Raw genomic sequence first — 22248 nt, forward strand, 5'->3', positions numbered from 1 at the left:
CTCCGGGCGTGCGGCCCGTGCTGTCGGGGTGTCCGCTCACTGCTCGCTCCCGCATGGCGCTTGTCTCGTGACGGAGGGGGGACCTCGCCCTGGAAAGTGTGGCGATCATAGAGGCTGGCCCGAGGGCCGATCCAGCGACGAAGCCGTGACCATCCGCACGCATGACGGAAGTTCAGCCAATTCTGCCCGGCTCTGTTCATCCCGATTGCCCCTTTAGTCGCTTGTGACTTTCCGTTACGGAGCAAGGGTGGCGCACTCGTCACCCATATGGGCTGCCATATCAGGACGAAGAGCATGAAATCACCTCAGGGTAGATGGGTGTCCCGAATCCGTCCCTGGAGGTCCACGTGCCGCGCGCCCAGACACCCCACGGGGTGGACAGCCGACGCATGCGGCGCGTCGCAGCCGTGGCCACCTCCCTGAGCGCGCTGATCGCCACCTCCATCGTGGCCGGCCCCGCCACCGCCTCCGAAGCGGCCCTCTCCTGCGCCCTGGGACGCACCGACGCCCACCACTCCGAGGGCGTCGACAGCTGGAACGGCGCCTATCCCCGCCCGGACCACACCCTCCACGCGGTGATGATCTTCCTGTCCTTCCCGGACGCCAAGCCCACCACCAGCCCCGGGCAGCTCTCCGGTGACTACTTCCCGGCCACCTCCCGCTTCTTCGAACGCGCCTCCTACGGCAGGTTCCACCTCCGCACCCACGTCCAGGACCGCTGGGTCCGGATGCCCCGCCCCTCCACCTGGTACGGCATACAGCGCGACTGGGACTCCGGGCGCCGCTCCGCCTACCTCCGCGAAGCGGTCGCCGCCGCCGACCCCACCGTCGACTTCAGCCGCTACGACCTCATCTACCTCGTCGCCGACCCCAACGCCCCCGGCGTCGACTCGGACGCGACCAAGGTCGTCAACCTCGACCAGCCGATGCACGCCGACGGCGTCGAACTCCGCCGCTTCGTCACCGTCTTCGAGCACAGTCCGCCCGACCGCAACGTCCTCGCCCACGAGACCGGCCACGTCTTCGACCTCCCCGACCTCTACCACCGGCCGGAGAGCGGCCGCGGCGACTGGGACACGCACGTGGGCGACTGGGACCTCATGGGTAGCCAATTCGGCCTGGCCCCCGAGCCGTTCGCCTGGCACAAGTGGCGCCTGGGCTGGATCACCGACGGCCAGGTCGACTGCGTCAACCCCGACCGCCCCCGGATGCACACCCTGCGGACCCTCTCCGCCCCCGAGGCCCCCGGCGAACACCGCCGCCCCCGCCTCCTCGTCGTCCGCACCGGCCCGGACAGTGCGCTCGCCATGGAGGCCCGCGGCGCCGAGGGCAACGACCGCACCATCTGTACCGAGGGCGTCCTTGTCTACCGGGTCCGCAGCTCCACAGCCTCGGGGTCGGGACCGGTGAAGGTGCTCGACGGCCATCCCGGTACCTCGGCTTGCGTGGGCACCTCCGTCAACCCGCCGCTCGCCGATGCCCCGCTCGGCGTCGGGGAGAGCATGAACGACCGCGAGGACGGCGTGCGCATCCAGGTCGAGGGCCGGAGCGGCACCGGCGAATGGTCGGTCAAGGTCACCCGCAGTACCGGCTGAGGCCCCGCTCACATCTGCGCGCACCCGGCTGCGTCCGTATCCGGATACGCCGAAGGCCCCCACCGGAGTGGGGGCCTTCGACCGTCTGTGCGCCGCCAGGGACTCGAACCCCGGACCCGCTGATTAAGAGTCAGCTGCTCTAACCAACTGAGCTAGCGGCGCCTGCTGACGGGGAAAACATTAGCATCCTGGCCGGGGAGGGCAAAAATCGCTTCCGCTCAGCCTCCCGCGAGCGCGGCATCCGCGCCCTGAGCAGCGGGTTCGCGGTGTGGGCGGGCGGTCTCCCGGTCTGCGCCGAGCACGCTGCGGGCGGCCCGTACGCAGGCCCACAGCAGGACGTCCGGCCCCGGCAGCCAGGGTTCGCGGACGTCCGGCGCCACCAGCCAGCGCGACCCGGCGGCCGTGGGCTCCCCCACATCCCCGCCGTCCCCGCGGGTGGCCTTACGGGGGCGGGGGTGCAGCGGCGGCACCGTGACCGCGTCCCCGCTGCCGTGGCACAGCAGCGGCGGCACGGCGCTGCCCCACTCCTCCCACGCCAGCAGCGCGGGCAGCCGGTGGGCGGTGCCGGGGGTCGCGAACAGCAGGATCCGGCCCCGGTGCGCGGCCACCGGGCCCGACCCGGGGCCGGCCGACCACAGGCGGTCCACCATGCGCCGCCCGAAGAGCGCGGGGGCGTCGATCACGTCGAAGGCCGTGCCGCACGGCAGCACGCTCGGCGCGGTCGGCCGCTGCGCCCACAGCATGTGCATGCCCTCGGGGTGCGGGCTGGCGGAGGCGAGCCAGTCGGCCCCGGCGAGCGTCACGTACGCGGTGGTGGGGAAGGCGAGGTTCCGGGGGGTCTCAGGCAGCCAGTCGCTCATGGGACAGGTCTACCGATTCCCGCGACGCCGCATACCTGATTGCCGGAAACCGGGACAGCGTGGCGGGCCGGGGAGTATCTTCCGCTCCCCGCATATGCCAACGGCTCATGATCTTGGGGTGCGGGTGCGGGCGTGGGCTTGCGGTGGGGGCGGGCGTGGTTCAGTCGAGGTCGGGCGGGAGGGTGCCGCCACTGCGCAGCAGGCTGTGGCCGAACTCGACCATCTTCTGCGCGTAGTCCTCGGTCCAGTCGGCCCGTTCGGCGACCACCGCCAGCGGCAGCCGGTCGAAGCGCCTGGGGTCGGTGAGCTGGGCGGCGGCGATCGCCTGGAACTCCGTGGCGCGGTCGGCCGCGGCGCGGAAGGCGAGCGTGAGCTCGGTCGCCCGGCCGAGCAGGGCGCCGGGGTCTTCCATCGACTCCAGCCCGAAGAAGTGCTCGGGGTCGGTGGTGGCCTCGGGCGGCTCGAACAGGAGCTGCGCGGGCCTCATGCGGCGGGGGGCGGGCGTCGTACCCCGTGGATCGGGTGCCGTACCGCGTGGATCGGGAGCCGGCTGCGGCTCGGACATGTACCTACCTCCGTGGTTGTGTGCCGCAATCCATTGTCGCGCCTTGCGCAAGGGGGCCGGCTTCCCACGTTGGGGTGGGGGTGGGTGGGTTTTCCGCCGGGGCTTGGCGGTTGGTGGTTGCGCGCCGTGGCGGCGGGGGGTGGTTGAGGGACGTTGTTGGTTGTTGGGTTTCCCGTTGTGGGGGCTGGCGCTTTGCGGCTTCTCGCCGTGGGTGGGGCCGGAGGGGCTGTCCCGGGGTACGTCCTCGGTGCGGGCGCCTCTGGTCAGTCAAGTGAGGAATACCCGGGGCTTTGCTCCAGATCCTGCGGGCGCACCCCGGGACATCCCCTCCGGCCCGCGCCGTCGCCGGCTTTCCGCCGGTGGGCCCGGCCGGGCTGTTGGTCCTCTGCGTGCGCGGTTGTCGGCTCGTGCCGTTGCCGGCTCTCTGGCCGTGGGGCTATGGGTGCAGCGGGACTCGGTGTTCGGTGAGGTGGGCCAGGACGGCGTGGTTGGCTTCCCAGCCCTGGGAAAACAAGATCACCAAAGTTGGTGCTCAGGGCGGACGCAGCGGAAGGTGTGCCTATGTCCAGTGCACGACTCTTGCCCGGTATGCGAGTCCTCAAGGTGCGGCGTATCAGCCGCGACACCGAGGACAGCTCTGCCCTTGCCCGCCAAGGCGAGGAGCTGGACGCCGCGACCGAGGAGGGCCGGTACGCCGTAGCCGGCGAGGTTGAGGACTCGACGGTCTCAGGTGCCGTGAACCTCGACGAGCGCCCGAAGCTGGGCCGCTGGATGAAGGACCCGCTCTGGCGCGAGTGGGACGCCCTCATGGTCACCTCTTTGGACCGCATCACCAGGGATCAGCACCACTGGGACCGCTTCGCGGAGCGGTGCCACAAGGGCGGCAAGGAGATCGTCTGCCTCGACGACCCGGCCCTGGACATTCACACTCCCACGGGCCGCATGATCGCCTACATCAAGGCGACACAGGCTCAGGAGTACCGGGAAGCGATCGTCAAGAAGCGCAAGAACCAGACCCAGTACTACAGGGACGAGAACCTGTGGGGTGGCGGCACTTGGCCCTTCGGTTACCGCCCGGTCCTGGCGGACCACAAGGGCAAGCAGCGTTACAAGCTCATCATCGACCCCGTGACGGGACCTCTGATCCGGGAGGCGTACCAGCGAATAGCAGAGCAGGGCTGGACTATGGGACGGCTCTGCAACGACTGGAACGCCCGCCCCCGGCATCTGCCAGAGTGCCACGCCATCGGCAACGACGAAGCGGCCGTATGCGTTTGTGCCCGTGGCGTCCTGACTTCCCAGGATCATCAGCGGAGCGTCAACGCCAGGGACGGCAAGCCTGGCGTGAAGACTCACATCAAGGGCACCAAGTGGACCACTTCCACGCTCGGCAAGATGCTCAAGAAGCCGGTCCTTAAGGGTGTTGCCATGCACAAGGGTGAGCCTTTGCTCACGGACGGGATGCCCGTCAGGTGGGCGGATCCGATCCTGACGGACGAGGAGTTCGACAAGCTCCAGGCAACGGTGACGAGCCTGGGAAGGCACCGCGCTGGAATCAAGTCCAACGCTTCGCCTATGACCGGGGTCTTGTACTGCCCGTGCGGACTGAAGATGTACGAGAACAGTTCCCCGGCAAAGCTGAGCACTGGCGAGGTCAGGAAACACAAGTACTTTCGCTGTTCCTCCTGGTCCAATGGCACGGCGTGCGCATTCTCAGTGTCTTGGCCGCAGAAGGAACTGTACGAGGCTGCGGAGCAAGCCTTTCTGTCCAAGCTCGGCGAGCAGGATGTCATGGAAAGGTCCTATATCCCCGGCAAGGACAACAGGCAGCAGATAAAGGAACTTGAGGCTGCCATGGAGAACCTGTCTCAGGCGGTTGCCCAAGCCTCATCCGCAGCGGCCGTGACCGCGCTCACCGAAACCATGGAACGTCATGCCTCTAACTTGGATGAGCTCAGGAAGGAGCCGTACGTCCCTGGCCGGTGGGTTGAGAAGAGCGTCGGCCAGAAGTACCGGCAGAAGTGGGTCGAAATGGCCGGTTGGAAAGAGCGAGGGCCGTTCCTTCGTAAGTCGGGACTGCGTATGTTCCCAGTAGGTACCCCCAAGGGTGTGTGCGTGATTGGACTCATAACGCCCAAGGACTTGCCCCGGCGCGCTGACGGGGCGCTGCAAGGAACGTGGGACTTCGGCGATGGAGAAGAGTACGAGACCGGTGCTTATGCGGTATTCCAGGGGATGTTGGAGGACCTGATCCGGGAAGCGGAGGAACTGCAAGAGGTGAAGGAAGAGAAGTACCGGTACGACTACGACTTCTAGTCACCCCGTACGGCAATACCCACCAGACCAAGGCCCCTGGATCTCCAGGGGCCTTGGCACTCTCAATTGAAAGGAAGTCGCCCATGCCTCATGCTGTGCACCCGCGTCGACTGCTCAAGGCCACCTATGACGTGAAGGAGGAATGGAGCCGCGCCCTGTTCGACGCGTTCGGCCCCGGTGGTCTCCTGGCGCGGGAGACGCCGGAGTTCGGGCGTGAGCACCTGTTGTGGGCCTTGGCGCAACTGCGGGCCGTGAACGGCCGAACCGGTGCGATGTTCACCGGGGACACGGAGATAGCCCAACGGCTCGGCTACAACACCAAGGACCATCCGGGTAAGGCGTGTCGGGACACGCTGACAAGGATCGGGTTCTTCACCCAGCACGGGAAGGTGAGCCGGGCGGCGAACCTGCGCCTGTCCGCACCCGTGGTGATCCTGGACGACTACGGCACGTTGGCCGGGGCTGCTGAGGGGGACGTCATCATCGTGGCCGACACCAAGCCTTCCAGGCCGCGCAGGAAAGCCGGGGCAGTCGATGCTGCGTCACGGCCGGCTGATGCCTCCGTAATCGGAACATGCCCAGTGCACCCGGAAGGGAACTGTCCGGACCCGAACGACCCGTTCTCGTACTCCGTTCCGTGGGATATGGAGGTCTGCGTCCGCCGCCAGGCTGCGTAGCCGCGTTATGTCCCCGCTACACCAGGGACTTAGTTAGTAGAGGGTAGTTGGTAGTACGTAGCTCATAGAACGTAGTTGTTGGTGAGAAGGAGGCCCTTGCCGGGGCCTCATCTTCACTCATGACTTCAGGGTCCAGGACCTTGAGGGGTCCTGAACCAGCCCAGGCCATCGAGTGAGGGCCTGACGAGCGAAGCGACAGAAGGACCCACGAGATACACAAAGAGGCCGCCCTCCCAGTGAGGGAGGCCATACCCGAGCCTGAGTGTTCCGCCCTGCTGCGGCGGGCGATCTCGACAACGTTTCTCGGATTCCCTGTTACTAGCTGTCCGTAGTGACAGCTACGTACTAGGTAGAGGGAACTCCTCTCCCGTTTCGCGTCCCTTCGGTGCGTGGGGGACACCGACATTAATAGTGAGGGGGGGAAGTTCTCCATAGCACCTTTCGACCCCGGCTGCCTTCGTGGTGGCTGGGGTCTCATTTTTGCTCACATATTCGCGTTTCAGCAACCAATTGCAAGGAGTTCCTTATGTTTGACCGTCACACGTTCGCTGCCCGTCGAATCACTCTCGGCCTGTCTGTCGAGGAACTGGCTGACGAAATGCTTGTGGCTCCCTCAACCGTCTACCGGTGGGAGTCCGGAGAGACCACTCCGAGTCTTCGGATGCTCGTGCAGGCGTCCCGGCATCTGTGCACGCCGCTGCTGTCGCTCATGAGTGACCAGGACAGCGAACAGCACCGCAAGGCCGTTGCCGTTGACGCCCTGATCCGCGAGGGCGCCCCGGCTGCCTAAATCGAACAATTAGTTAGGAGACATTAAGATGAGCACCCCTCAGACCGATTCCCATTCTCCGGCCGCGGTGCCGGCCGACGGTTCCGATGCCGTTCGGGCCGAGGTGCAGCGCGAGTACGCGGCCAAGCTTGCACAGGCCGAACTCAAGGTTCACGCCGCCCAGGCCGGCATCAAGTTGAGCAGTGAGTTTGCTGACTACCTGGACACTTCAAAGCTTCTTGGCGAGGACGGCAACCCGTCACCTGAGGCCATCGCAAAGGCCCTTGAGCCGCTGAAGCCTTCCCAGCCTGAGTTCCCTCAGATTAAGGGCATGGGCTATTTCCCCGGGTCCCCGTTCCAACCCGCCCCCCGCGTATCCCTCGATGTCCGTAAGCGCTAACTAGGAGTACTCCTATGGCCTTTGCCTACCAGAACCCCGCCACCCATACGTTCGTCCCAGAGTTGTGGGACGCCGAGCTCCTCACGCAGTTTGATCCGCTGCTGGTGTGGGCAGCCCCGTTCGTTGCGAACAACGACTACGAGGGCACCATTCAGAAGATGGGCGATGTCGTCCACATCAACTCGCTCATGCGCCCCACGGTCGGCGACTACACCATTGCCGAAGGCATGACTGCCCAGCGTCCCGAGACCGTGGATCAAAAGCTGCCCGTCACTGAAGCCAAGTACCTCCAGGTGCTCGTTGAGACCGTCGAGCAATACCAGGCGGCCGGGGGCATGAACTCCCCGATAAATCAGCAAATGATTCGTGCCCTGGCCCGTGAGGCCGACACGTTCATGGGAAATATTATCGCCAAGGGTGCTACCGAATTTCCGAAGATCAAGGCGGCCTCCGGAAGTATCCCTGCGGCCATGTATGGCGCCATCCTGGACATGATGCTTGCCCTGGACGAGAACGACGTTCCCTCGGGCCGATATGTGGTCGTCTCGCCTCGCGTGAAGCGGTACCTCGTAGAGCATCCAGCCGTAGCCAACGCCGCTGCCTATGGTGAGAACGGCGTAACCGCAAACGGTGTCGTAGCCCGATTGGGAGGGTTCACCGTCGCCTCCACCACCGCGATGCCCAAGGGTGTAGACATCGTGGCCGGACACAAGGCATTCGCCACCTACGCGAGCCAGTTCACGGGCTTCCGTGAGGGACAGTCGGAGAAGTACCGCGCCGACTACATCGACACTCTCCACCTGTACGGCGGAAAGATCGTGCGGTACCCGGAGCTGGACACCAAGAAGACGGACAATACCTTTGATGAGTCCAAGCCGACCAAGGGAATCGTGAAGGCCGCGGTGGATTGGGGTACCGCGGCCTGACTTTTCATGAGTCTTAGCCCCCGACCGACAGGCCGGGGGCCTCTCTTTTGCACCCGTTCAAGGCACACTAGGTGTCCTTTTATCAATTCCGTGACACTCAACGCCAAAAAAGTGGCGAGAGTCGCCGAATCCGTTCCCTGGCAGGCACCTGGAGCCTCTTTGGAGGCTTCGCGAACATTCTATTGGACATTTCGGGGTACCTCGGTGTTGACGAAAGCTCGAATTGCTGAAAATTTGATACCCGTACACGGTTCAAGGAAGGCACCCCCGGTGGGTCCTTTTATTGTCTAACTACTCTTTACCCCCGTTATTGAATTCATTGAAGTTATGGTTTCGTAATCTAATCTGGGTGTTTCTCGGGCTGGATTCGTGCAAGATGGAGTCAGTTCCGCACCACCGAATGCGGTTGGCCGTTAGAGCGGTGCTCCGGCTACCTCAAGACTTCACTCTTCCGCCCTATCTAAGGAACGCACGCCCATGCGTAAGACTGTCCTGGTTCCCGTTGAGAAGACGCTTTGTGACGCTCACATTGCCCGTGACGGGAGCGAGGAAGAAGCCACGGACACTCTGGCCCTGGGAGCTCACACCTGGGACCTGTGCACGGAGCACACGGCCGTCTTCGGGCAGTACCTGGTGGATGCGCTGGGGGCCGGTGTTCAGGATGGGGACGGGGCGGATGCCGATCCCGATGCTGAGCCTGTGGCTACTGAGTCTGAGCCTGCGACTGTGGCTGAGCCGGTGTCTGCCGATGTCGAGTCGGAGGGCGACGCTGCGGGGCGCGCAAGCGAGGATGCGACGGAGCCTGAACCGATGAAGTCCGTGATGATCAGTGGCGAGATTGACGGGTATGACTGGGCGGACGCACGACAGGCGGTCCGCAATCTGGGCTATGAGGTGGTCGGGCGTGCCGACGACTCCACTGTCCTCCTGCTCCTGGGGGAGCATGGCGAGCGTAACGGGACCAAGCTGCGTGACGCTCGGGAGCGCGCTATCCCGTGCATGGACGTGCGGGTACCGGGCCGCTTCAAGTCCGCAATATGCGCTGGTGAGTTGGTCGGTGGGGATCCTCTCCCCGAACCGGCCAAGGTCGGTCCCAAGGCCATGACCGAGCGGGATCGCAACCGCGCGGTTCGTGCCTGGGCACGGGAGAACGGCTACGTCGTCCCGTCCAAGGGCCGCATCCCGATGCACGTGAAGCACGCGTACGAGCTGACCCACAAGGATGCGGCGGGAAAAGCGGTAGCGGCCTGAATGCCGCTCCCCGGCCCGTGCCGACCGTCCCGAGCGGCGGTCGGCACCCCCGGCCCCGTGACCTGAGCGTGTGGAAGAAAGCCCAGGGCTACGGTGCCGGAAGCAAACCGAGCAAGCGTGGCTACGCGCCCGGTAGTTGGGTTACCTGGACAACTAACCAAGGCAAGCGACGTACCGGGATCGTCACCACCGATCCGTTCACTGTGGCAGCAACCAAACGCGCGGCGGAAGTCGGCGGAGCCAAGGATGCGCGTACGCGGGCCGTCGTGATCCCGTCCGACGGCGGGGAGATGGTGCCGCTGTGCCTGCCGAACTCGAATAGCCCTGACGTCCTGGTCAAGGACTCTGGCCGTTGGCGTCACGCCACTCCGTCCCACCATCACCCCACACGCGAGGAAGCGATAGCAGCATGAGCACCCCCGACTTCCGCACCATGACGACCGGCCGACTTCGGGCGGTGGTGAACTCCCTGGCTCCGCATGTGGAGTGGTCCCCGATTGGACTGTTGGGTGGTCTGCTGTGTGCCTTCTCCGCGATGCTTCCCGAGACCCGCGTCCAGCGTGGTTCCGGCTCCATGCCGCTCATGCTTCATGTCCTCCTGTGTGGGGGGACGGGCGAGGGCAAGGGGCAGTCCTGGGGGGTTGCTTCGGCCGTTGCCAAGGACGCGAACAGCACGTTCATGGCCGGGCACGTGATCAACGGGGTGGTCGGTGGGGCCGGGTTGATTCAGGCCGTGGACGACCGCGACGGACACGCGCTCATTGTCGATACCGAGTACGCCCGCGTGCTGCGGGCCGGGCGTCGTCAAGCCAACCTGTCCCAGGTGCTCCGAGACTTGTGGGACGGGGCCACGATCGCCACGTCCAGGGCCAAGGAACCGGTTCAGGTGGACGCTCCCCGCGTCTCGATCATGGGACACATCACGCCCGAAGAGTTCCGGGCCAGCATGAGCACCACCGAACGCGACGGCGGCTCCTACAACCGTCTGCTGATCCTCCCCGTCACCCAGGTTCGTTGGCTGAGCGAACGTGACCGGATGCCCGCGCACCTGATACCGGAGGCTGGGGAAGCAATGGCACGTGCCGTGCGCCACGGCCAGCGGGCCGAACTGGTCACCCTCTCCGAGGGCGCCTACGACACCGCCGACATCATCCGGCGCGACATGCTCACCAAGGCTCGGGAGTCCGAGGAGTTGAAGCCGTTCGCCGCCCGCTGCAATGAGCAGGTGCGCCGCATCGCGGCCTTGTATGCCCTGTTCGACTTGCGCGCCCAGGTCACCCCTGAGGACCTTGAAGCCGCTGCTGCTCTGGTCACGTACGCCATGGAATCGGTTCAGGAGATCACGGCCGGTACCGGCACCAAGGGCAAGCGTCAGCCGCTCAGCCTGGCGGAGAAGGTCCGCGCACGGATCGAGATGCACGGCGGCCGGGCCACGTCCTCTCAGGTGCTCCCGTATGTCGGGGCGACCGCAGCGGAGGTCAAGGAACTGCCCGATGTGGTGGTGACCGTGGATCGCTCGGGGAAGACCGGCCGTCCGGCCACCGTTTTCACGCTCCGCGGTGGCGATTACCCTCACGCCGAGCAGCCGAACCCGGCCCCGCAACCGATGCCGGTCGCTGTGGAGCGTGAAGAGAACCGCGCCACGGTTGTGCAGATGGATGCTTACCGCTTGGTCCCCAAGCAGACCCCGGAACCACAGCCGGTGAAGCGGCCGGAATCGCCAGCCGACTCCAACCCCTTCCTTGCTCTGCTCTAACGAACCAACGAAACGCCCCGGCCTGAATGGGTCGGGGCGTTCATTCTTTACTTCGGTCCTGTTTCTCAGGAAACCACCGCGCGGGCGATCAGAGTCCCAATGTGATCTTGTTCTGGAGCGTCCAGGACCTGTACGTCCGCTTCCTTGAATCCGGCCTTGAGCAGGAGACCTTCCCACTTCCGGGGCGTGTAGCTGTACCGGTACGTGTACATGGCCCTGCCAGCGAACCCTCCCTTGTACATGCCCTGTGGCCCGTACGCGCCAGGGATAGCCGGAGGCTGGGAGAAGGCGAGCACGCCGCCCGGATTCAGCCGCTTAGCAATCAACGGAAGTAGCTTGGCTGGGTCGGTGAACCACACCGCCCCGAAGATCGAATAGATGGCGTCGTACGTCTCCGTGCTAGCCGCCAGGTGCTCAAGCACTTCCGCGCACACGAACTCCGCGCCCGTCGATCCCCAGCGCTCGGTCAAGTGCTTGATGGCGACCGGTGACAGATCCAAGCCCGTGGCCTTGACTCCCCGGTTCATGAGGAACGCCAGCGCCCGCCCGGTACCACAGCCGATCTCCAACGCCGTTTGCGGCGACTCCAACAGTTCCGGGCCTGGGCCATGCCCGGCGTACTGCGTCCAGCAGAAGACCGGATTAGCCTGCAGAGCCTTGTCCATGGTGCTCTCCGCGTAAGCGTCCCAAAGTTCGCGTTCGGAATCGATGTTGTGCTGTGCCGGCAACTGTCGTCCTCGGTCTCACGGTTGGTTCGGTGTCCCCGCCCCGGGAGAGGGCAGGGACACCCGTACAGGGCGCTGCTAGTGGCTGTCGGGCACCTTGTTGTCACACGGCGAGCACTCCGCCGCGTCCATGGCCCACAGTTCGTCGTCCACAGCGAATCCGTTGTCCTGCAGGATCTCCGCCGTACGCATCACGGTGCCGTCGCAGCGCCGTTCGATGAGCGGCGCGTGGTGCTTGTACTGGCCGTCGTTGTACTCGTCGCACAGAGCGAAGTACAGAGGGGTGTCCAGGATCAGGGCGTGCACGGCCACATCCACCGTGTAGCCGACGCCCATGTCCACGCCCTTCCGCTCCATGGCGGTGATCGTGTACGCGATGGCCTGGCCCAGCAGCCGTTCGGCAGTGTCACGGGTCATGACGCTGTTGTCGCGCAGCAGCAGCGCGACTTCCCGGTCCCACAAGGTCGGTTCAGTGTCGGTGACCAGGTGGGGCACGCGGTTTGCCAGTGCGTTCAGGATGATCTGCGGGTCGCGGGTACGGGTTTGTAATGTTGTTGCCACGTGCGTCTCCTCTTCGTTGGAGTAGTGCACTTGCAGACCCGCCCCCCACCGCGCAGCACCGCCGCCGTCACAGGGGAGAGCGGGAGTCTCATAGGCCGGGGATCACCACAGGTAGGCCAGGGAAGTCACCACGCCAGCCCACAGGCCAACCGCAGCGAGACAGACAATGGCCGCCACCAGGACCACGCCCGCTGGCATGGCGCGCTCTTCTCGCTGCTCCGACTCGCGTTGCTCTACTGCCTGTTGATGCGCCTCGGCATCACATTTGAGGCATCCAGTTATCTCGTGCTCTAACCCGTCGTGACTCATGTGGTCTGCCGCCCCCTAGCCTGGCAAAGGGAGCACGAGAAAGGGCACGGCGGTACCTTCTGGCCTCTCGGGATGAACACCACACCAGAGGCCACGTCCAGCCGCCCGCCGCGCTCCGTCCACCAACCCTCGGGCTCATGATCCTCGGTGTGCGGCTTCCCCGCTGCTGCGGCCGGAGCGGTCATCGGTCGCTGCCTTCATGGGGGTGGTTCCGGATCTCCCGTGCCGCAGCGCAAGCGGCGGCCCAGTCATTCCGCTTCCGCGCCTCTTCGCGCTGGAGAACCAAGGCAGAGCAGACGCCGCAGCCAACTGCGGCCTCACCCTCCAACAACCAGCCGTCCACTGACAGCTCCACAGGCGGTTGGCTGTACCGAATCGGGCTGGTCATTGTTCCGCTACCTCCCGGCTGGATCGGACTATGCCAAGACCGTAGGAAGTGGCGAGCACAGGGCACCAGGAACTTGCATGAGCTTGCACGTCAATCGCCCATGTCTAGTAACACTATTGACGCTGTCTCTGCTGCTCAGCAAAGCTCATGCAAGCCCGAGCAAGTACCTAGACCAGGGAGCCTGCCATGGCCGTAGAGTTCGTTGGGATCGACCCCAACACCGACCGGGACCACTGCCCCACCGTGTGGGCGGACGCGGAAGCTCAGGAGATCTTGTTGCAGGGGTGGAAGCCGAACCCCGAGACTCAGGCAGAGTGCGAGGGGACCAGTCCCGCGAACGGCTCGGTGCCCGACAGTGAGGCCATCGTCAGGATTCCGGCCCGGATGATTCCGATGATCAGGGAGGCGTGTGATGCCGTCGAGCGTGCCCAGCTTCGCTGAGCTGCTTGGCCAGTGCCAGCGATCCGCCGTCCACCTGGAACTGCGCGACTCGTACGCCACCACGGACCGGTTCGAGGCGTGGAAGCGCGGGGAGCGGATCAATTGGGAGGATCGCGAGTCCTGGTGGCACCCCTATGACCAGTTGATCGCGGACACGGTGGCCAGGGGCGTGGTGATCCGCAGGGCGAGGGTGATCTCCGAGCCGGTATCGGACTACATCCGGTGGGAGCACTACGTCACTCATGCCAACGTCACGGCCGGCGAGGAAGTCCGGTGGCTGCCACGGCGGCGGGCCACGGCCATCGCCCTACCGGGGAATGACTTCTGGCTGTTCGATGACGACCTGCTCCGGGTGCACCACTTCTCAGGTGACGGCGCGGTAGTGGAGGACGAGATCACGGCGGACCCGGAAGCCGTGAAGCTGTGCTCTGCCGCCTTCGAAGCGGTTTGGGAGCGAGCGATCCCGCACCACCAGTACGAGGTCTGACGAAAGCCAGCTCCATGCCCCCACACCCCTCTTCACTCGTCCAGAAGGCCCGCGAGGATCTTGCGGGGCGTCTGCGTGAGATCCGGAAGGACGCGGGTATCAGCGGGCGGGAGCTGGCCGTCAGGTGCGGTTGGTCGGAGTCGAAGTCATCTCGGATCGAGAACGCCAAGACGCCTCCCTCCGATGCCGATATCCGAGCGTGGTGCCGAGCCTGCATTGCTGAGGATCAGGCCCCCGACCTGATCGCGGCCAACAGGCAGTCCGCCGAAGCGCATGTGGAGTGGAGACGGCTTCAGCGCACCGGCCTCCGGCGTCTGCAAGAGAGCACCGGCGACCTGTACCAACAAACTAAGACTTTCCGCGTCTACGTATCCGATGTGATCCCTGGCTTCCTTCAAACGGCGGGGTACGCCTCCGCGCTGCTCTCCTCCATCGCGGGTTTCCGAGGGACACCGGACGACGTGAGCGAGGCAGTGGCAGCCCGGATGCGGCGGAACAAGGTGCTGAGCAAGGGCGGGCTCCGGTTCTCCTTCGTGCTGGAAGAGTCGGTGTTGCGATACCGGCTGTGCAGCGCCGAAACCATGGCTGCGCAGCTCGGCCACCTGCTTGGAGCCATGGACCTTCAGAACGTCGCCGTGGGCATAGTCCCGTTCGCGGAACAACGGACCGTGTGGCCCATGCCTACCTTCACGATCTTCGATGACCGAAGGGTCCACGCCGACACCCTGGACGCCGCGTCTACGCTCATGCAACCCAGCCAAGTTGAGCTGTACGCCCGCGCCTTTGAACGTCTCTCGCAGCAGGCCGTACGGGGAGCGGCAGCCCGCGCGCTCATCGCGGACGTGCTGGCATCTCTGGGCTAACCAGCAGTGTCTGAGCGTCAGGATGCGTGCGCGGTACTGGCCGCCGTCGTGGTTCAGGGACGCCAGGTCACACGGTGTGCGGACCAGTGATCCCACGTGGTAAACATTGCTTCCCAGCCGTCGGGGAACTTGACGGTGACGCCTAGTTGGACGGGTTCGGTGGCGGGGTGTTCGTCGAGGAGGTCGGCTACGCCGGCGCGGCAGACGACGATGCAGGCGTGGCGGTGGCGGGAGGCGAGTACGCAGAGGCGGCCGGTTTCCAGGTGGAAGGCGGTCGCGTCGGGGCGGCCGGAGAGCGGGTGGAGGACGACGGTGACGTCGAACTCGCGGCCCTGGAGGCGGTTGGCGGTGTCGACGGTGACGCCCGTTACGCCGAGGTCGGTGAGGGCGGCGCGGACCGCGGCGGCCTGGTCGCGGTGGGCGGTGCCGACCGCGATCCGGGCGGCGGTGAGCGGCGCGGGCGCGTCGGACTGCTCGCTGGTGGCGGCGCCGCCGCGGTCCAGGAGGCGGCGGACGACCAGGGCGAGGGCGCGGACCGCCTCCGGGTCGGTGCGTGGGGTGTGGCGGGCCGGGAGCTCCAGTAGGCCCCAGCCGGACTCGGCGGCCTCGTCCAGGACGCGGTCGACGGGCGAGCCGTCGCCGGGGACGCCGAAGGCCAGGTGTCGGTCGTCGGGTCCGGTGCCGCTGCGGAACGGGGTGTAGGGGTAGAAGGCGCTGGAGACGAGGGGAGCGGCGGAGGCCGGCAGGCGCCAGGAGACGGGGAGGCGGTGCTGCGGGAGGTCCGGGTTGTGGGCCAGGAGCGTGGCGACCGCGCTGGCGGAGGGGTCGTAGGCGAGGCCGGCCCACTGGTCGGCGCCGACGACGCTGAACGGGTCGAGCTGGCCCGGGTCGCCGACGAACAGGGCCCGCTCGAAGAGGCCGGCGACGCTCAGCAGTGCGTCGGACCGCATCTGGTACGCCTCGTCGACGATGGCGTGCCGCCAGGGCTCCTCGACCTTGGTGTAGGCCCACTTGGCGGCGGTGGAGACGACCACGTCCTGGTCGGCCAGGTCGGCGATCTTGGCGGAGGTGCGGACGGCGGGGAGTTCGGCGAGGGCGGGGTCGTAGGCGCCGGGCTCGCTGGAGTGGAGCCGGCCCACGGGGAGTTCGGGGTCCTTCGCGGCGAGGCGCAGGACGAGGTCGTCGACCTGGGCGTTGGTCTGCGCGACGATCATCAACCGGCGGCCGGCAGCGGCCAGTTCACGGGCGGCGCGGACGACGAGGGTGGACTTCCCGGCGCCCGGCGGGGAGTCGACGACGACGCCGCGGCGGGCGCTGTGCAGGGTGTCGTGGAGGATCGCGTCGGTCGCCGCGGTCGCCGCCGCGGCGGGGTCGGTCGGCGGAGGGGCGGGCAGGGGCGGAGGGGGCGTCATGCCGGGGCGCTCCCGGGGAGTTGGTGGGTGGGCGGGTGGTCCCGGTGGGTCAGAGGAAGTCCTCGGGGGTGACCGGGTCGGCGGTGGGGGGTGTGGCCTCTGGGGTGGGTGGGGGGCCGCCGTGGGTCCAGGGGGTGTCTTCTGGTTCCGGGAGGTCGGGGCCGCCGCGCGGGGCGTGCTCGAAGAGCGTCCAGCACAGGGTGTCGCCGGGGTCGGGGACGGTGCCCGGTTCGGGGGTGCGGCCGCGGCCCATGCCGCCGGTGAGCCGGATGACCGGCGCGTCCTGCGCGTCCGCGGCGTAGGCGACGAACTCGGCGGTCTGGGTGCGGCCGTCGGGGAGCGAGCGGTACAGCTTGGTGCCGTCCGCCAGTTGGGGACGGTCGGCGGTGTGCAGCGTCAGCAGGGGGCGGGGCATCGGCCGCTTGCCCTCGGAGAGGGCCATCTCGACGGCGGTGACGGTGCCCTGGAGGGCCTCGCCGGCCAGCCGGCGGGCGGCCATCACCAAGGGGTCGTCCAAGGCTTCCTGGGCGTCCAGTTGGGCCTGGGCGGCTTCCCGGGAGGCCAGCTTCCGGGCGGCGGTGACCGCGTCGTCCTGGGTGGGTTGCGGCGGCTCGCCGGCGCGGATGCGGTCGCGGTGGGCGGTGTAGGACCAGCGGTCGCGCTTCCAACGGTCGGGGGCCCGGGCGCCCTCGGGGAGGGCGCGGAGCAGGTCCAGGCCCTGCCAGACGGCGTCCCAGGTGGGGCGGAGCTGGCTCTCGACGAGGGCGCGGATGTCCTCTTCGGCGCCGGGGGTTCGGGCGTCGTAGCGGGCCATGGCGGGCGCCAGCAGTCGGTTGTCGAACGCCGGGTCGGTGGCGGGGCCGGCCGGCGGGCAGCGCAGTTGGCCGTCCGCGTCGCGGGCCGCCTCGGCGAACTCGGCCGCCCGCTGGGCCGGTACGCCGGGCGGCGGCGCGATCCAGGAGAGCAGCGCGCCCAGGTGCTGGTCCTCCAGGACGCTCTGGCCGGTCGCCCAGTGGCGGGTCAACAGGTCGGTCATGGCCAGGAGGAGGCAGGAGCCGGGCACCCGGGCCCGCTCGCCGAGGTGGGTGAACCAGCGGCCGAGCAACGGGACGTGGGGCGGCGCGGGGTAGGGGGTCTCCGGGTCCTGTTCGGTCGTCCGGCGAAACCGCATCGAGCGGCCCAGGAGGCGGACGTAGTCGACGCCGGCCCCGCTGGGCACGATCAACTGGGGTGCGTCCGTGCACAGTTCGACCTGCACGGGGACCTTCTTGCCGGTCTCGGCGTCGGTCTCCTTGCGCTCCTCGAACTCGACGTCGTCGGCGAAGCCGTCCACGTAGGGCAGCACCGCCTCGGCCAGGTCGGCGAGGAAGGCGAACCGCAGGTCGCGGTCGCGGGGTTGGGGGACGGTCAGCAGCAGGGGCTTCTCCCGGTCGGTGCCGACCAGGGCGCCCAGGGGGGCGCCGGCCTCACCGGCGGTGGTCAACGGGACGAGGACCAACGGGCGGGCGGAGAGGTGGCGGTGGCGGACCGTGGCGAGCGGCTGGGCGCGGCCGGCGGCCACCGCCTCCATCCGGGCCAGCGTCTCGATCAGCGACATGGGTCCGCCTCCTGGTGGGGCGCGGCGGCCAGGGCCTCGGCGCGCAGGGCTGCGGCGGTGCGCAGGGCCGCAACGGCTGGGTCGTCGGGGTCGGGGCCCGGGGCGCCGGCGGCGGCCGCCAGCGCCTCCTCGATGGTGTGCAGCCCGCCCAACTCGCCCCGGACGCCGCGCCCCAGGGACTCGACGGAGCCCTCCTGGCGGGAGCGCTTGCGGCAGTGGAAGGCGAGCTCGCAGGCGGCCAGGCACTCGGGGGCGTAGGCGGCGGGGACCGCCTCCACCGCCTCGGTCAGCTCGGGCGCCGGGCGGGTCGCGGTGCCGTCGTCGGAGAGCCCGAGGTCGTAGGTGGTGCCCTCCGGGAGCGCGGCGGCGATCTCCTCGACGCGGGTGAGGCGGGCCAACTGGCGGCGAGTGGTGGCCAGTTGCTTGCGGACGTCGACGGGGGCGGCGCTGGGGAGGTTGGAGAAGTCCTTGGGGCAGACCAGCAGCACCCGGTCGCGGACGCGGGCGGGGCGGCCGGTGTGCGCCGCGGCGCGTTCCGCGACCGCCTCCAGGGCGAGGACGTAGACGGCCGCCTGCCGGGCGGCGGCGCCGACCTTGGCGGCGTCCGCGGCCCCGTCGATCATCGGGAATGACTTGATCTCGACGACGGTCCAGGTGCCGTCCGGATGCACCACCACCGCGTCCGGCTCCAGGTAGGCGGGGGAGCCGGCGACCTCCATGGCCAGCAGCGGGTGGTCCAGCAGCGCCCAGCCGCCGGCCGCGGTGGCCTCGCGCAGCGCCAGCGCGGTGCGCGCCGCCCGGCCCTCGGGCCCGGACGCGGACAGGTCGGGGCGGGCCACCGCGTCGTCCTGGGGGAGGGCGGTGCCCGGGGCCAGCCGTTCGCAGACCAGCCGCAGCAGCTCCGCGCCGCCGTCGGCCTTCACCCGCGCCTCGAAGGAGTTGCCGCGGGCCAGTGCGAACTGGGACTGGCCGTAGGCCGCCGGGGTGCCCAGCGCGCGGGCCAGGCCGGCCTTGTCGACGCCCGCGCCGTCCAGCAGGGCCCGGCGCCGGCAGCCGGGGTTGGCGGCGAGCGCGGCGAGCGCGCGGGCGTCCAGCGACCGGGGGCGCACGCCGGGGCCGCGCAGTTCGGTCAGGCGCTGGCGCAGGCTCGGAACGGGCGCCGGGTGCCCTCGCATCGGCTCCCCTGGGTGAGCGGACGCCGAGGCCCCCGGTGGGGCCGCCGCGGGTCGGCTTTCGCGGGAAACGTTCACCCGTCGAAGTGTGGCACCTGGCACCCGCCACACCGGAACCGGCTCCGCCGGGACGGCGGCCCCCGGGCCGCTCTCCAGGGGGCATGGGTCGGGTTTCGGCCAGGTGCGCGATGATGGAGGGGCCGCGGTCAGCGCCGCCCGCGCCCAGCGACCCACCACGACAAGCCGGCAAACCCGGCGAGAGGTACGACCCATGGCACCGCGCATTCTCCTGGCCAGGCACGGGCAGACGGAGTGGTCCGTCTCCGGCCGGCACACCGGACGGACCGACATCCCGCTGCTCGACGAGGGGCGGCAGGGCGCCAAGCTCCTGGGCGAGCGGCTGCACCGCGCCCCCTGGGACGGCCTGCGGGACGTCGAGGTCCGCACCAGCCCCCTGGTGCGCGCCAAGGAGACCTGCGAACTGGCCGGTTTCGGCGCCCGGGCCCAGGAGTGGGACGCGCTGCTGGAGGTCGACTACGGCGCGTACGAGGGGCTGACGCCGGCGCAGATCAGGGCCGGGCGGCCGGGCTGGCTGATCTGGCGGAACGGGGTGCCCGAGGGCGAGACGCTCGCCGAGGTCGCCGCGCGCGCGGACGAGGTGGTGTCCTGGGCGCGCTCGGCCGACCGCGACGTGCTGGTCTTCGCGCACGGCCACATCCTGCGTGTCCTGGGGGCGCGTTGGCTGGGCCTGGATGTCTCGTTCGCGGCGCGGCTCCGCCTGGCGCCGACGTCCCTGTCGGTGCTGGGCTGGGCCTACGGCGAGCCGGCCGTGGAGAGTTGGAACGAGACCGGCCACCTGGAGTGAGCCGCTAAGGCGCGCGGCCAGGGCGTGTCCAGGGGGAGGCCCTAGACCCCAACGCCGCGCGCCCCCACCGGTGTTGTCGCGTACCGCTCCAGGAAGTCGGCGACCGGGCCGTGGTCGCGGTACGGGGCAAGCGCCCGGGCGGTGCCGTTCAGTATCGCCCGGATGCGGGCCGAGCGGACCTGGGTGAGCAGGGTGAGGGCCCGTAGGGCGGCCGTGGCGGACTCCTCGGGGAGGCCGCCGGCCGCGAGGTTGTCGGCCAGTTCGGCGGTGAACAGGGCGATGTTCCGGGTGAAATGGGGGTCCTGGAGCGCCACCGCCCGGCGCGCGTGCTCCGCCGCGCGCCCCTTCTCGCCCAATGCCGACCAGCACTGCGCCGTGAGGCCCGCCAGTTCGGCCTCCCCGTAGAAGCTCATCCACTCCGGGTCGCGCTCGCCTGGCCCGGCCGCGAACAGCCGCTCGGCCCGGGCCAGGGCCCGCTCGCAGCTGCTGCGGTCGCCGAGCCCCGCCCAGCCACCGGCCTCGCGCAGCGCCAGCAGCGACCGCAACCGGGGCGATCCGAGCCGCCTGGCGGCCTGTTGGGCGGCCTGCGCGGCCCGCACCGCCTCGCGCGGCCGGCCGGCGTCGCGGGCCAGGAAGGCGGTGTTGCAGAACGCGTGCGCCTCCAGGGCGGCGTCGCCGCAGACCCGAGCGGTGGACAGCGCCTCCGCGTAGTGCGAGCGGGCGTCATCGAGGCGGCCGGAGTCGTGCGCCAACCAGCCCACGGAGATCGCCAGTTCGCCGGCGCCGGCGTGCAACCGGTCGTAGACGGCGCGGCGTTGGATGCCGGCGTCGAGCAGCTCGTAGGCGGCGCGCAGCGGTTGGGTGGCGCGCTGGTAGAGGCCGTCGGCGCCGTGCCGGTCGTCGAGCAGCCGGATCTTGCGGACGGCCTCCTCGACGGCGGCGGCCTCGGCGGCGCCGGCCCGGGTGCCGGGGGCGGTGCGGGGTCCGGGCACGGTCGCGGCGACGGCCGGGTCGTCGGGGTCGGCAGGGCAGAGGCCGGCCAGGCCCAGGGCGGCCGCCGAGCCGCCGGTGATGAACGCGCGACGTAGCACGTCGCTCTCCTCGGAGTTCTGGATACGGGTATCGCGGTGGTCGGTTGTCAGGGGCGCGGCGGCCCTCGTCCGCGCCCCCCGTCCGCGGACCGTCTCCCGCGGCGCGAACCCCATGTCGGGGAGCGTCAGCCCCGGGAACATGTGCCTAAACACCCGCTCGTAGGCGTAGTTCGGGCACCGGATCTCCCCGGACTCGACGCGGCCCACGTAGCGGGCGTCGCACGAGACCTGTTCGCCGATCTCACGGGCGGACCGGCGGACCGCCGCCGCGAACTCGCCGGGCGACAGCCGGCCGCGCAGCTGTCGAAAGGCGGTGTTCGGGCGGGCGGGGGCGGTGCGGGACGACGCTGAACGTGGAGCTTGCGACGCCATGGCGGACCTCTCCGTGCCCTGTTCCCGTGCCATCGTGGCCTCGCCGCGTCCTGGCGGTGCGGCGGGGACGACCGTACCCGCTGTGACGGGTCCGCCACCCTGAGTTTGGCAACAAACCGGAATATCTCACCCGCGATCTGCCATGAAGCGCCATCCTTTGCAGCGTTCCGCCGCCGTAGCCGTTGACGCGTTTCCCCGTTGGAGACGGTGTAAAGGGTGTGGCGCGTGCAGGAGGAGGGGTTCTCCGTGTGGGAGACCGGCGTCAGCAGGGGCGGCAGCGGGTCCGCGGGTCGGGTCGCGGGCCGCGAGGGGTGCGGCGCGACCGTGGGGAGCGCCACCCAGCCCTGCGACCTGGTCACGGTGCCGGCCCGGCAGGGGCTGGAGGCGGTGGACATCCTGCGGCTGCGGGACGGCGTCGGCCCGGTCCTGCACGACGGCGCCTGCGACACCCTCGGTTTCCTGGTCCCGCCGGGGACGGCCGACGGCTGGGACGTGCCGGGCAGCGCCTGTACGCAGACGTCGGGGCGCGGGGTCCGCTTCGGTGGACCGGACGACGGGGCCGTGGCGGAGCCGCCGGTGAAGGGCACCGGTTGGCTGGTGCCGCCGGAGGGGGCCTACGCCGACGCCACCGACCCGGTGGTGCTGCGGGCGGCGCTGGGCGAGGCGGCCCGCACGATCGAGGCGGTCGACCGCTGTCAGTGAGGCGACGCGGAAAGTGGTGGGGGGGGGGGCCCGGGCCCCCCCCCCCCCACCCCCACCCCAACAAAAAAGTGACTGAGCCCCGGCCACAACCCCAGGCCCACGAGTTGCCGGAGGGGTGAGGGGGGCGGGGAGGGGGGGGCCCAGCTAA

Annotated in this window: 21 protein-coding genes and 1 tRNA gene; 13 read left to right on the forward strand and 9 right to left on the reverse strand. The window is 68.8% G+C overall.

Going from position 1 to position 22248, the window contains the following annotated elements; genetic code table 11:
* Positions 1–389 precede the first annotated feature (389 nt).
* The gene (locus ACFVFQ_RS16145) at positions 390–1595 is read left to right on the forward strand and encodes a M6 family metalloprotease domain-containing protein (RefSeq protein WP_383415358.1); all 1206 of its coding nucleotides are present in this window, start codon (positions 390–392) and stop codon (positions 1593–1595) included.
* Positions 1596–1683: 88 nt separating this feature from the next.
* Here ACFVFQ_RS16145 and ACFVFQ_RS16150 read toward each other — a convergent pair.
* The 3 genes from ACFVFQ_RS16150 to ACFVFQ_RS16160 form a co-directional block, all read right to left on the reverse strand.
* Positions 1684–1757 (reverse strand) — tRNA-Lys (locus tag ACFVFQ_RS16150).
* Positions 1758–1813: 56 nt separating this feature from the next.
* Positions 1814–2455 carry a bifunctional DNA primase/polymerase gene (locus tag ACFVFQ_RS16155; protein ID WP_383415361.1) on the reverse strand — a complete coding sequence of 214 codons (642 nt, stop codon included), beginning with the start codon at positions 2453–2455 and terminating at the stop codon, positions 1814–1816.
* A gap of 160 nt (positions 2456–2615) precedes the next feature.
* A complete protein-coding gene (locus ACFVFQ_RS16160; RefSeq protein ID WP_383415364.1) occupies positions 2616–2942 on the reverse strand; it encodes a hypothetical protein in 327 nt (108 codons plus the stop codon).
* 639 nt (positions 2943–3581) lie between these two features.
* On the opposite strand from ACFVFQ_RS16160, the gene ACFVFQ_RS16165 reads away from it, so the two are divergent.
* The 7 genes from ACFVFQ_RS16165 (at position 3582) to ACFVFQ_RS16195 (ending at position 11115) form a co-directional block, all read left to right on the forward strand.
* Positions 3582–5336, forward strand: coding sequence for a recombinase family protein (locus ACFVFQ_RS16165; RefSeq protein ID WP_383415367.1), 1755 nt, complete (start codon positions 3582–3584; stop codon positions 5334–5336).
* Positions 5337–5419: 83 nt separating this feature from the next.
* Positions 5420–6013, forward strand: a complete 594-nt coding sequence (locus ACFVFQ_RS16170) for a hypothetical protein (protein ID WP_383415370.1) — start codon at positions 5420–5422, stop codon at positions 6011–6013.
* 526 nt (positions 6014–6539) lie between these two features.
* Positions 6540–6803 carry a helix-turn-helix domain-containing protein gene (locus ACFVFQ_RS16175; protein ID WP_383415373.1) on the forward strand — a complete coding sequence of 88 codons (264 nt, stop codon included), beginning with the start codon at positions 6540–6542 and terminating at the stop codon, positions 6801–6803.
* A gap of 28 nt (positions 6804–6831) precedes the next feature.
* Positions 6832–7182, forward strand: coding sequence for a hypothetical protein (locus ACFVFQ_RS16180; RefSeq protein ID WP_383415376.1), 351 nt, complete (start codon positions 6832–6834; stop codon positions 7180–7182).
* Between the two features lie 14 nt (positions 7183–7196).
* Positions 7197–8108, forward strand: coding sequence for a hypothetical protein (locus ACFVFQ_RS16185; protein ID WP_383415379.1), 912 nt, complete (start codon positions 7197–7199; stop codon positions 8106–8108).
* A gap of 477 nt (positions 8109–8585) precedes the next feature.
* Positions 8586–9359, forward strand: a complete 774-nt coding sequence (locus tag ACFVFQ_RS16190; RefSeq protein ID WP_383415382.1) for a histone-like nucleoid-structuring protein Lsr2 — start codon at positions 8586–8588, stop codon at positions 9357–9359.
* A gap of 409 nt (positions 9360–9768) precedes the next feature.
* Positions 9769–11115 carry a DUF3987 domain-containing protein gene (locus tag ACFVFQ_RS16195; RefSeq protein WP_383415384.1) on the forward strand — a complete coding sequence of 449 codons (1347 nt, stop codon included), beginning with the start codon at positions 9769–9771 and terminating at the stop codon, positions 11113–11115.
* Positions 11116–11180: 65 nt separating this feature from the next.
* Here the strand turns inward: ACFVFQ_RS16195 and ACFVFQ_RS16200 are convergent, their stop codons facing one another.
* Both ACFVFQ_RS16200 and ACFVFQ_RS16205 read right to left on the reverse strand, forming a co-directional pair.
* Positions 11181–11843 carry a class I SAM-dependent methyltransferase gene (locus tag ACFVFQ_RS16200; RefSeq protein WP_383415386.1) on the reverse strand — a complete coding sequence of 221 codons (663 nt, stop codon included), beginning with the start codon at positions 11841–11843 and terminating at the stop codon, positions 11181–11183.
* A gap of 75 nt (positions 11844–11918) precedes the next feature.
* On the reverse strand, positions 11919–12401 hold the full coding sequence (locus ACFVFQ_RS16205) for a hypothetical protein (RefSeq protein ID WP_383415388.1): 483 nt from the start codon (positions 12399–12401) through the stop codon (positions 11919–11921).
* An 883-nt stretch (positions 12402–13284) separates the two neighbouring features.
* Between ACFVFQ_RS16205 and ACFVFQ_RS16210 the strand changes: the two genes are divergently transcribed.
* Genes ACFVFQ_RS16210 through ACFVFQ_RS16220 form a run of 3 tightly spaced genes read left to right on the forward strand, consistent with a single transcriptional unit; the run spans position 13285 to position 14889 of the window.
* On the forward strand, positions 13285–13539 hold the full coding sequence (locus tag ACFVFQ_RS16210; RefSeq protein ID WP_018541536.1) for a hypothetical protein: 255 nt from the start codon (positions 13285–13287) through the stop codon (positions 13537–13539).
* Positions 13511–14026, forward strand: coding sequence for a DUF6879 family protein (locus ACFVFQ_RS16215; RefSeq protein WP_383415392.1), 516 nt, complete (start codon positions 13511–13513; stop codon positions 14024–14026). Before ACFVFQ_RS16210 ends, ACFVFQ_RS16215 begins: the two co-directional genes overlap by 29 nt.
* 14 nt (positions 14027–14040) lie before the next feature.
* Positions 14041–14889 (forward strand): helix-turn-helix domain-containing protein, encoded by an 849-nt coding sequence (locus tag ACFVFQ_RS16220; RefSeq protein WP_383415394.1) that lies wholly within the window; start codon positions 14041–14043, stop codon positions 14887–14889.
* Positions 14890–14942: 53 nt separating this feature from the next.
* Here ACFVFQ_RS16220 and ACFVFQ_RS16225 read toward each other — a convergent pair whose 3' ends face one another.
* The 3 genes from ACFVFQ_RS16225 to ACFVFQ_RS16235 are packed head-to-tail and all read right to left on the reverse strand — an operon-like array spanning position 14943 to position 19073.
* A complete protein-coding gene (locus tag ACFVFQ_RS16225) occupies positions 14943–16301 on the reverse strand; it encodes an AAA domain-containing protein (RefSeq protein ID WP_383415396.1) in 1359 nt (452 codons plus the stop codon).
* Positions 16302–16350: 49 nt separating this feature from the next.
* Complete coding sequence (locus tag ACFVFQ_RS16230) at positions 16351–17898, reverse strand: hypothetical protein (protein ID WP_383415399.1); 1548 nt, start codon at positions 17896–17898, stop codon at positions 16351–16353.
* Complete coding sequence (locus ACFVFQ_RS16235; RefSeq protein WP_383415402.1) at positions 17889–19073, reverse strand: hypothetical protein; 1185 nt, start codon at positions 19071–19073, stop codon at positions 17889–17891. Before ACFVFQ_RS16235 ends, ACFVFQ_RS16230 begins: the two co-directional genes overlap by 10 nt.
* Positions 19074–19341: 268 nt before the next feature.
* Here ACFVFQ_RS16235 and ACFVFQ_RS16240 point away from each other — a divergent pair, with 268 nt between their 5' ends.
* Positions 19342–19935: a histidine phosphatase family protein gene (locus ACFVFQ_RS16240; RefSeq protein WP_383415405.1), complete on the forward strand. Its 594-nt coding sequence runs from the start codon at positions 19342–19344 to the stop codon at positions 19933–19935.
* Positions 19936–19976: 41 nt separating this feature from the next.
* Here ACFVFQ_RS16240 and ACFVFQ_RS16245 read toward each other — a convergent pair whose 3' ends face one another.
* Entirely contained in the window at positions 19977–21398 is a 1422-nt protein-coding gene (locus ACFVFQ_RS16245; protein WP_383415408.1) for a tetratricopeptide repeat protein, read from the reverse strand.
* Positions 21399–21623: 225 nt separating this feature from the next.
* Here ACFVFQ_RS16245 and ACFVFQ_RS16250 point away from each other — a divergent pair, with 225 nt between their 5' ends.
* Positions 21624–22100: a hypothetical protein gene (locus ACFVFQ_RS16250; RefSeq protein ID WP_383415411.1), complete on the forward strand. Its 477-nt coding sequence runs from the start codon at positions 21624–21626 to the stop codon at positions 22098–22100.
* Positions 22101–22248: the final 148 nt, after the last annotated feature.

Source organism: Streptomyces sp. NPDC057743, from assembly GCF_042798755.1.
Taxonomy (GTDB): domain Bacteria; phylum Actinomycetota; class Actinomycetes; order Streptomycetales; family Streptomycetaceae; genus Streptomyces.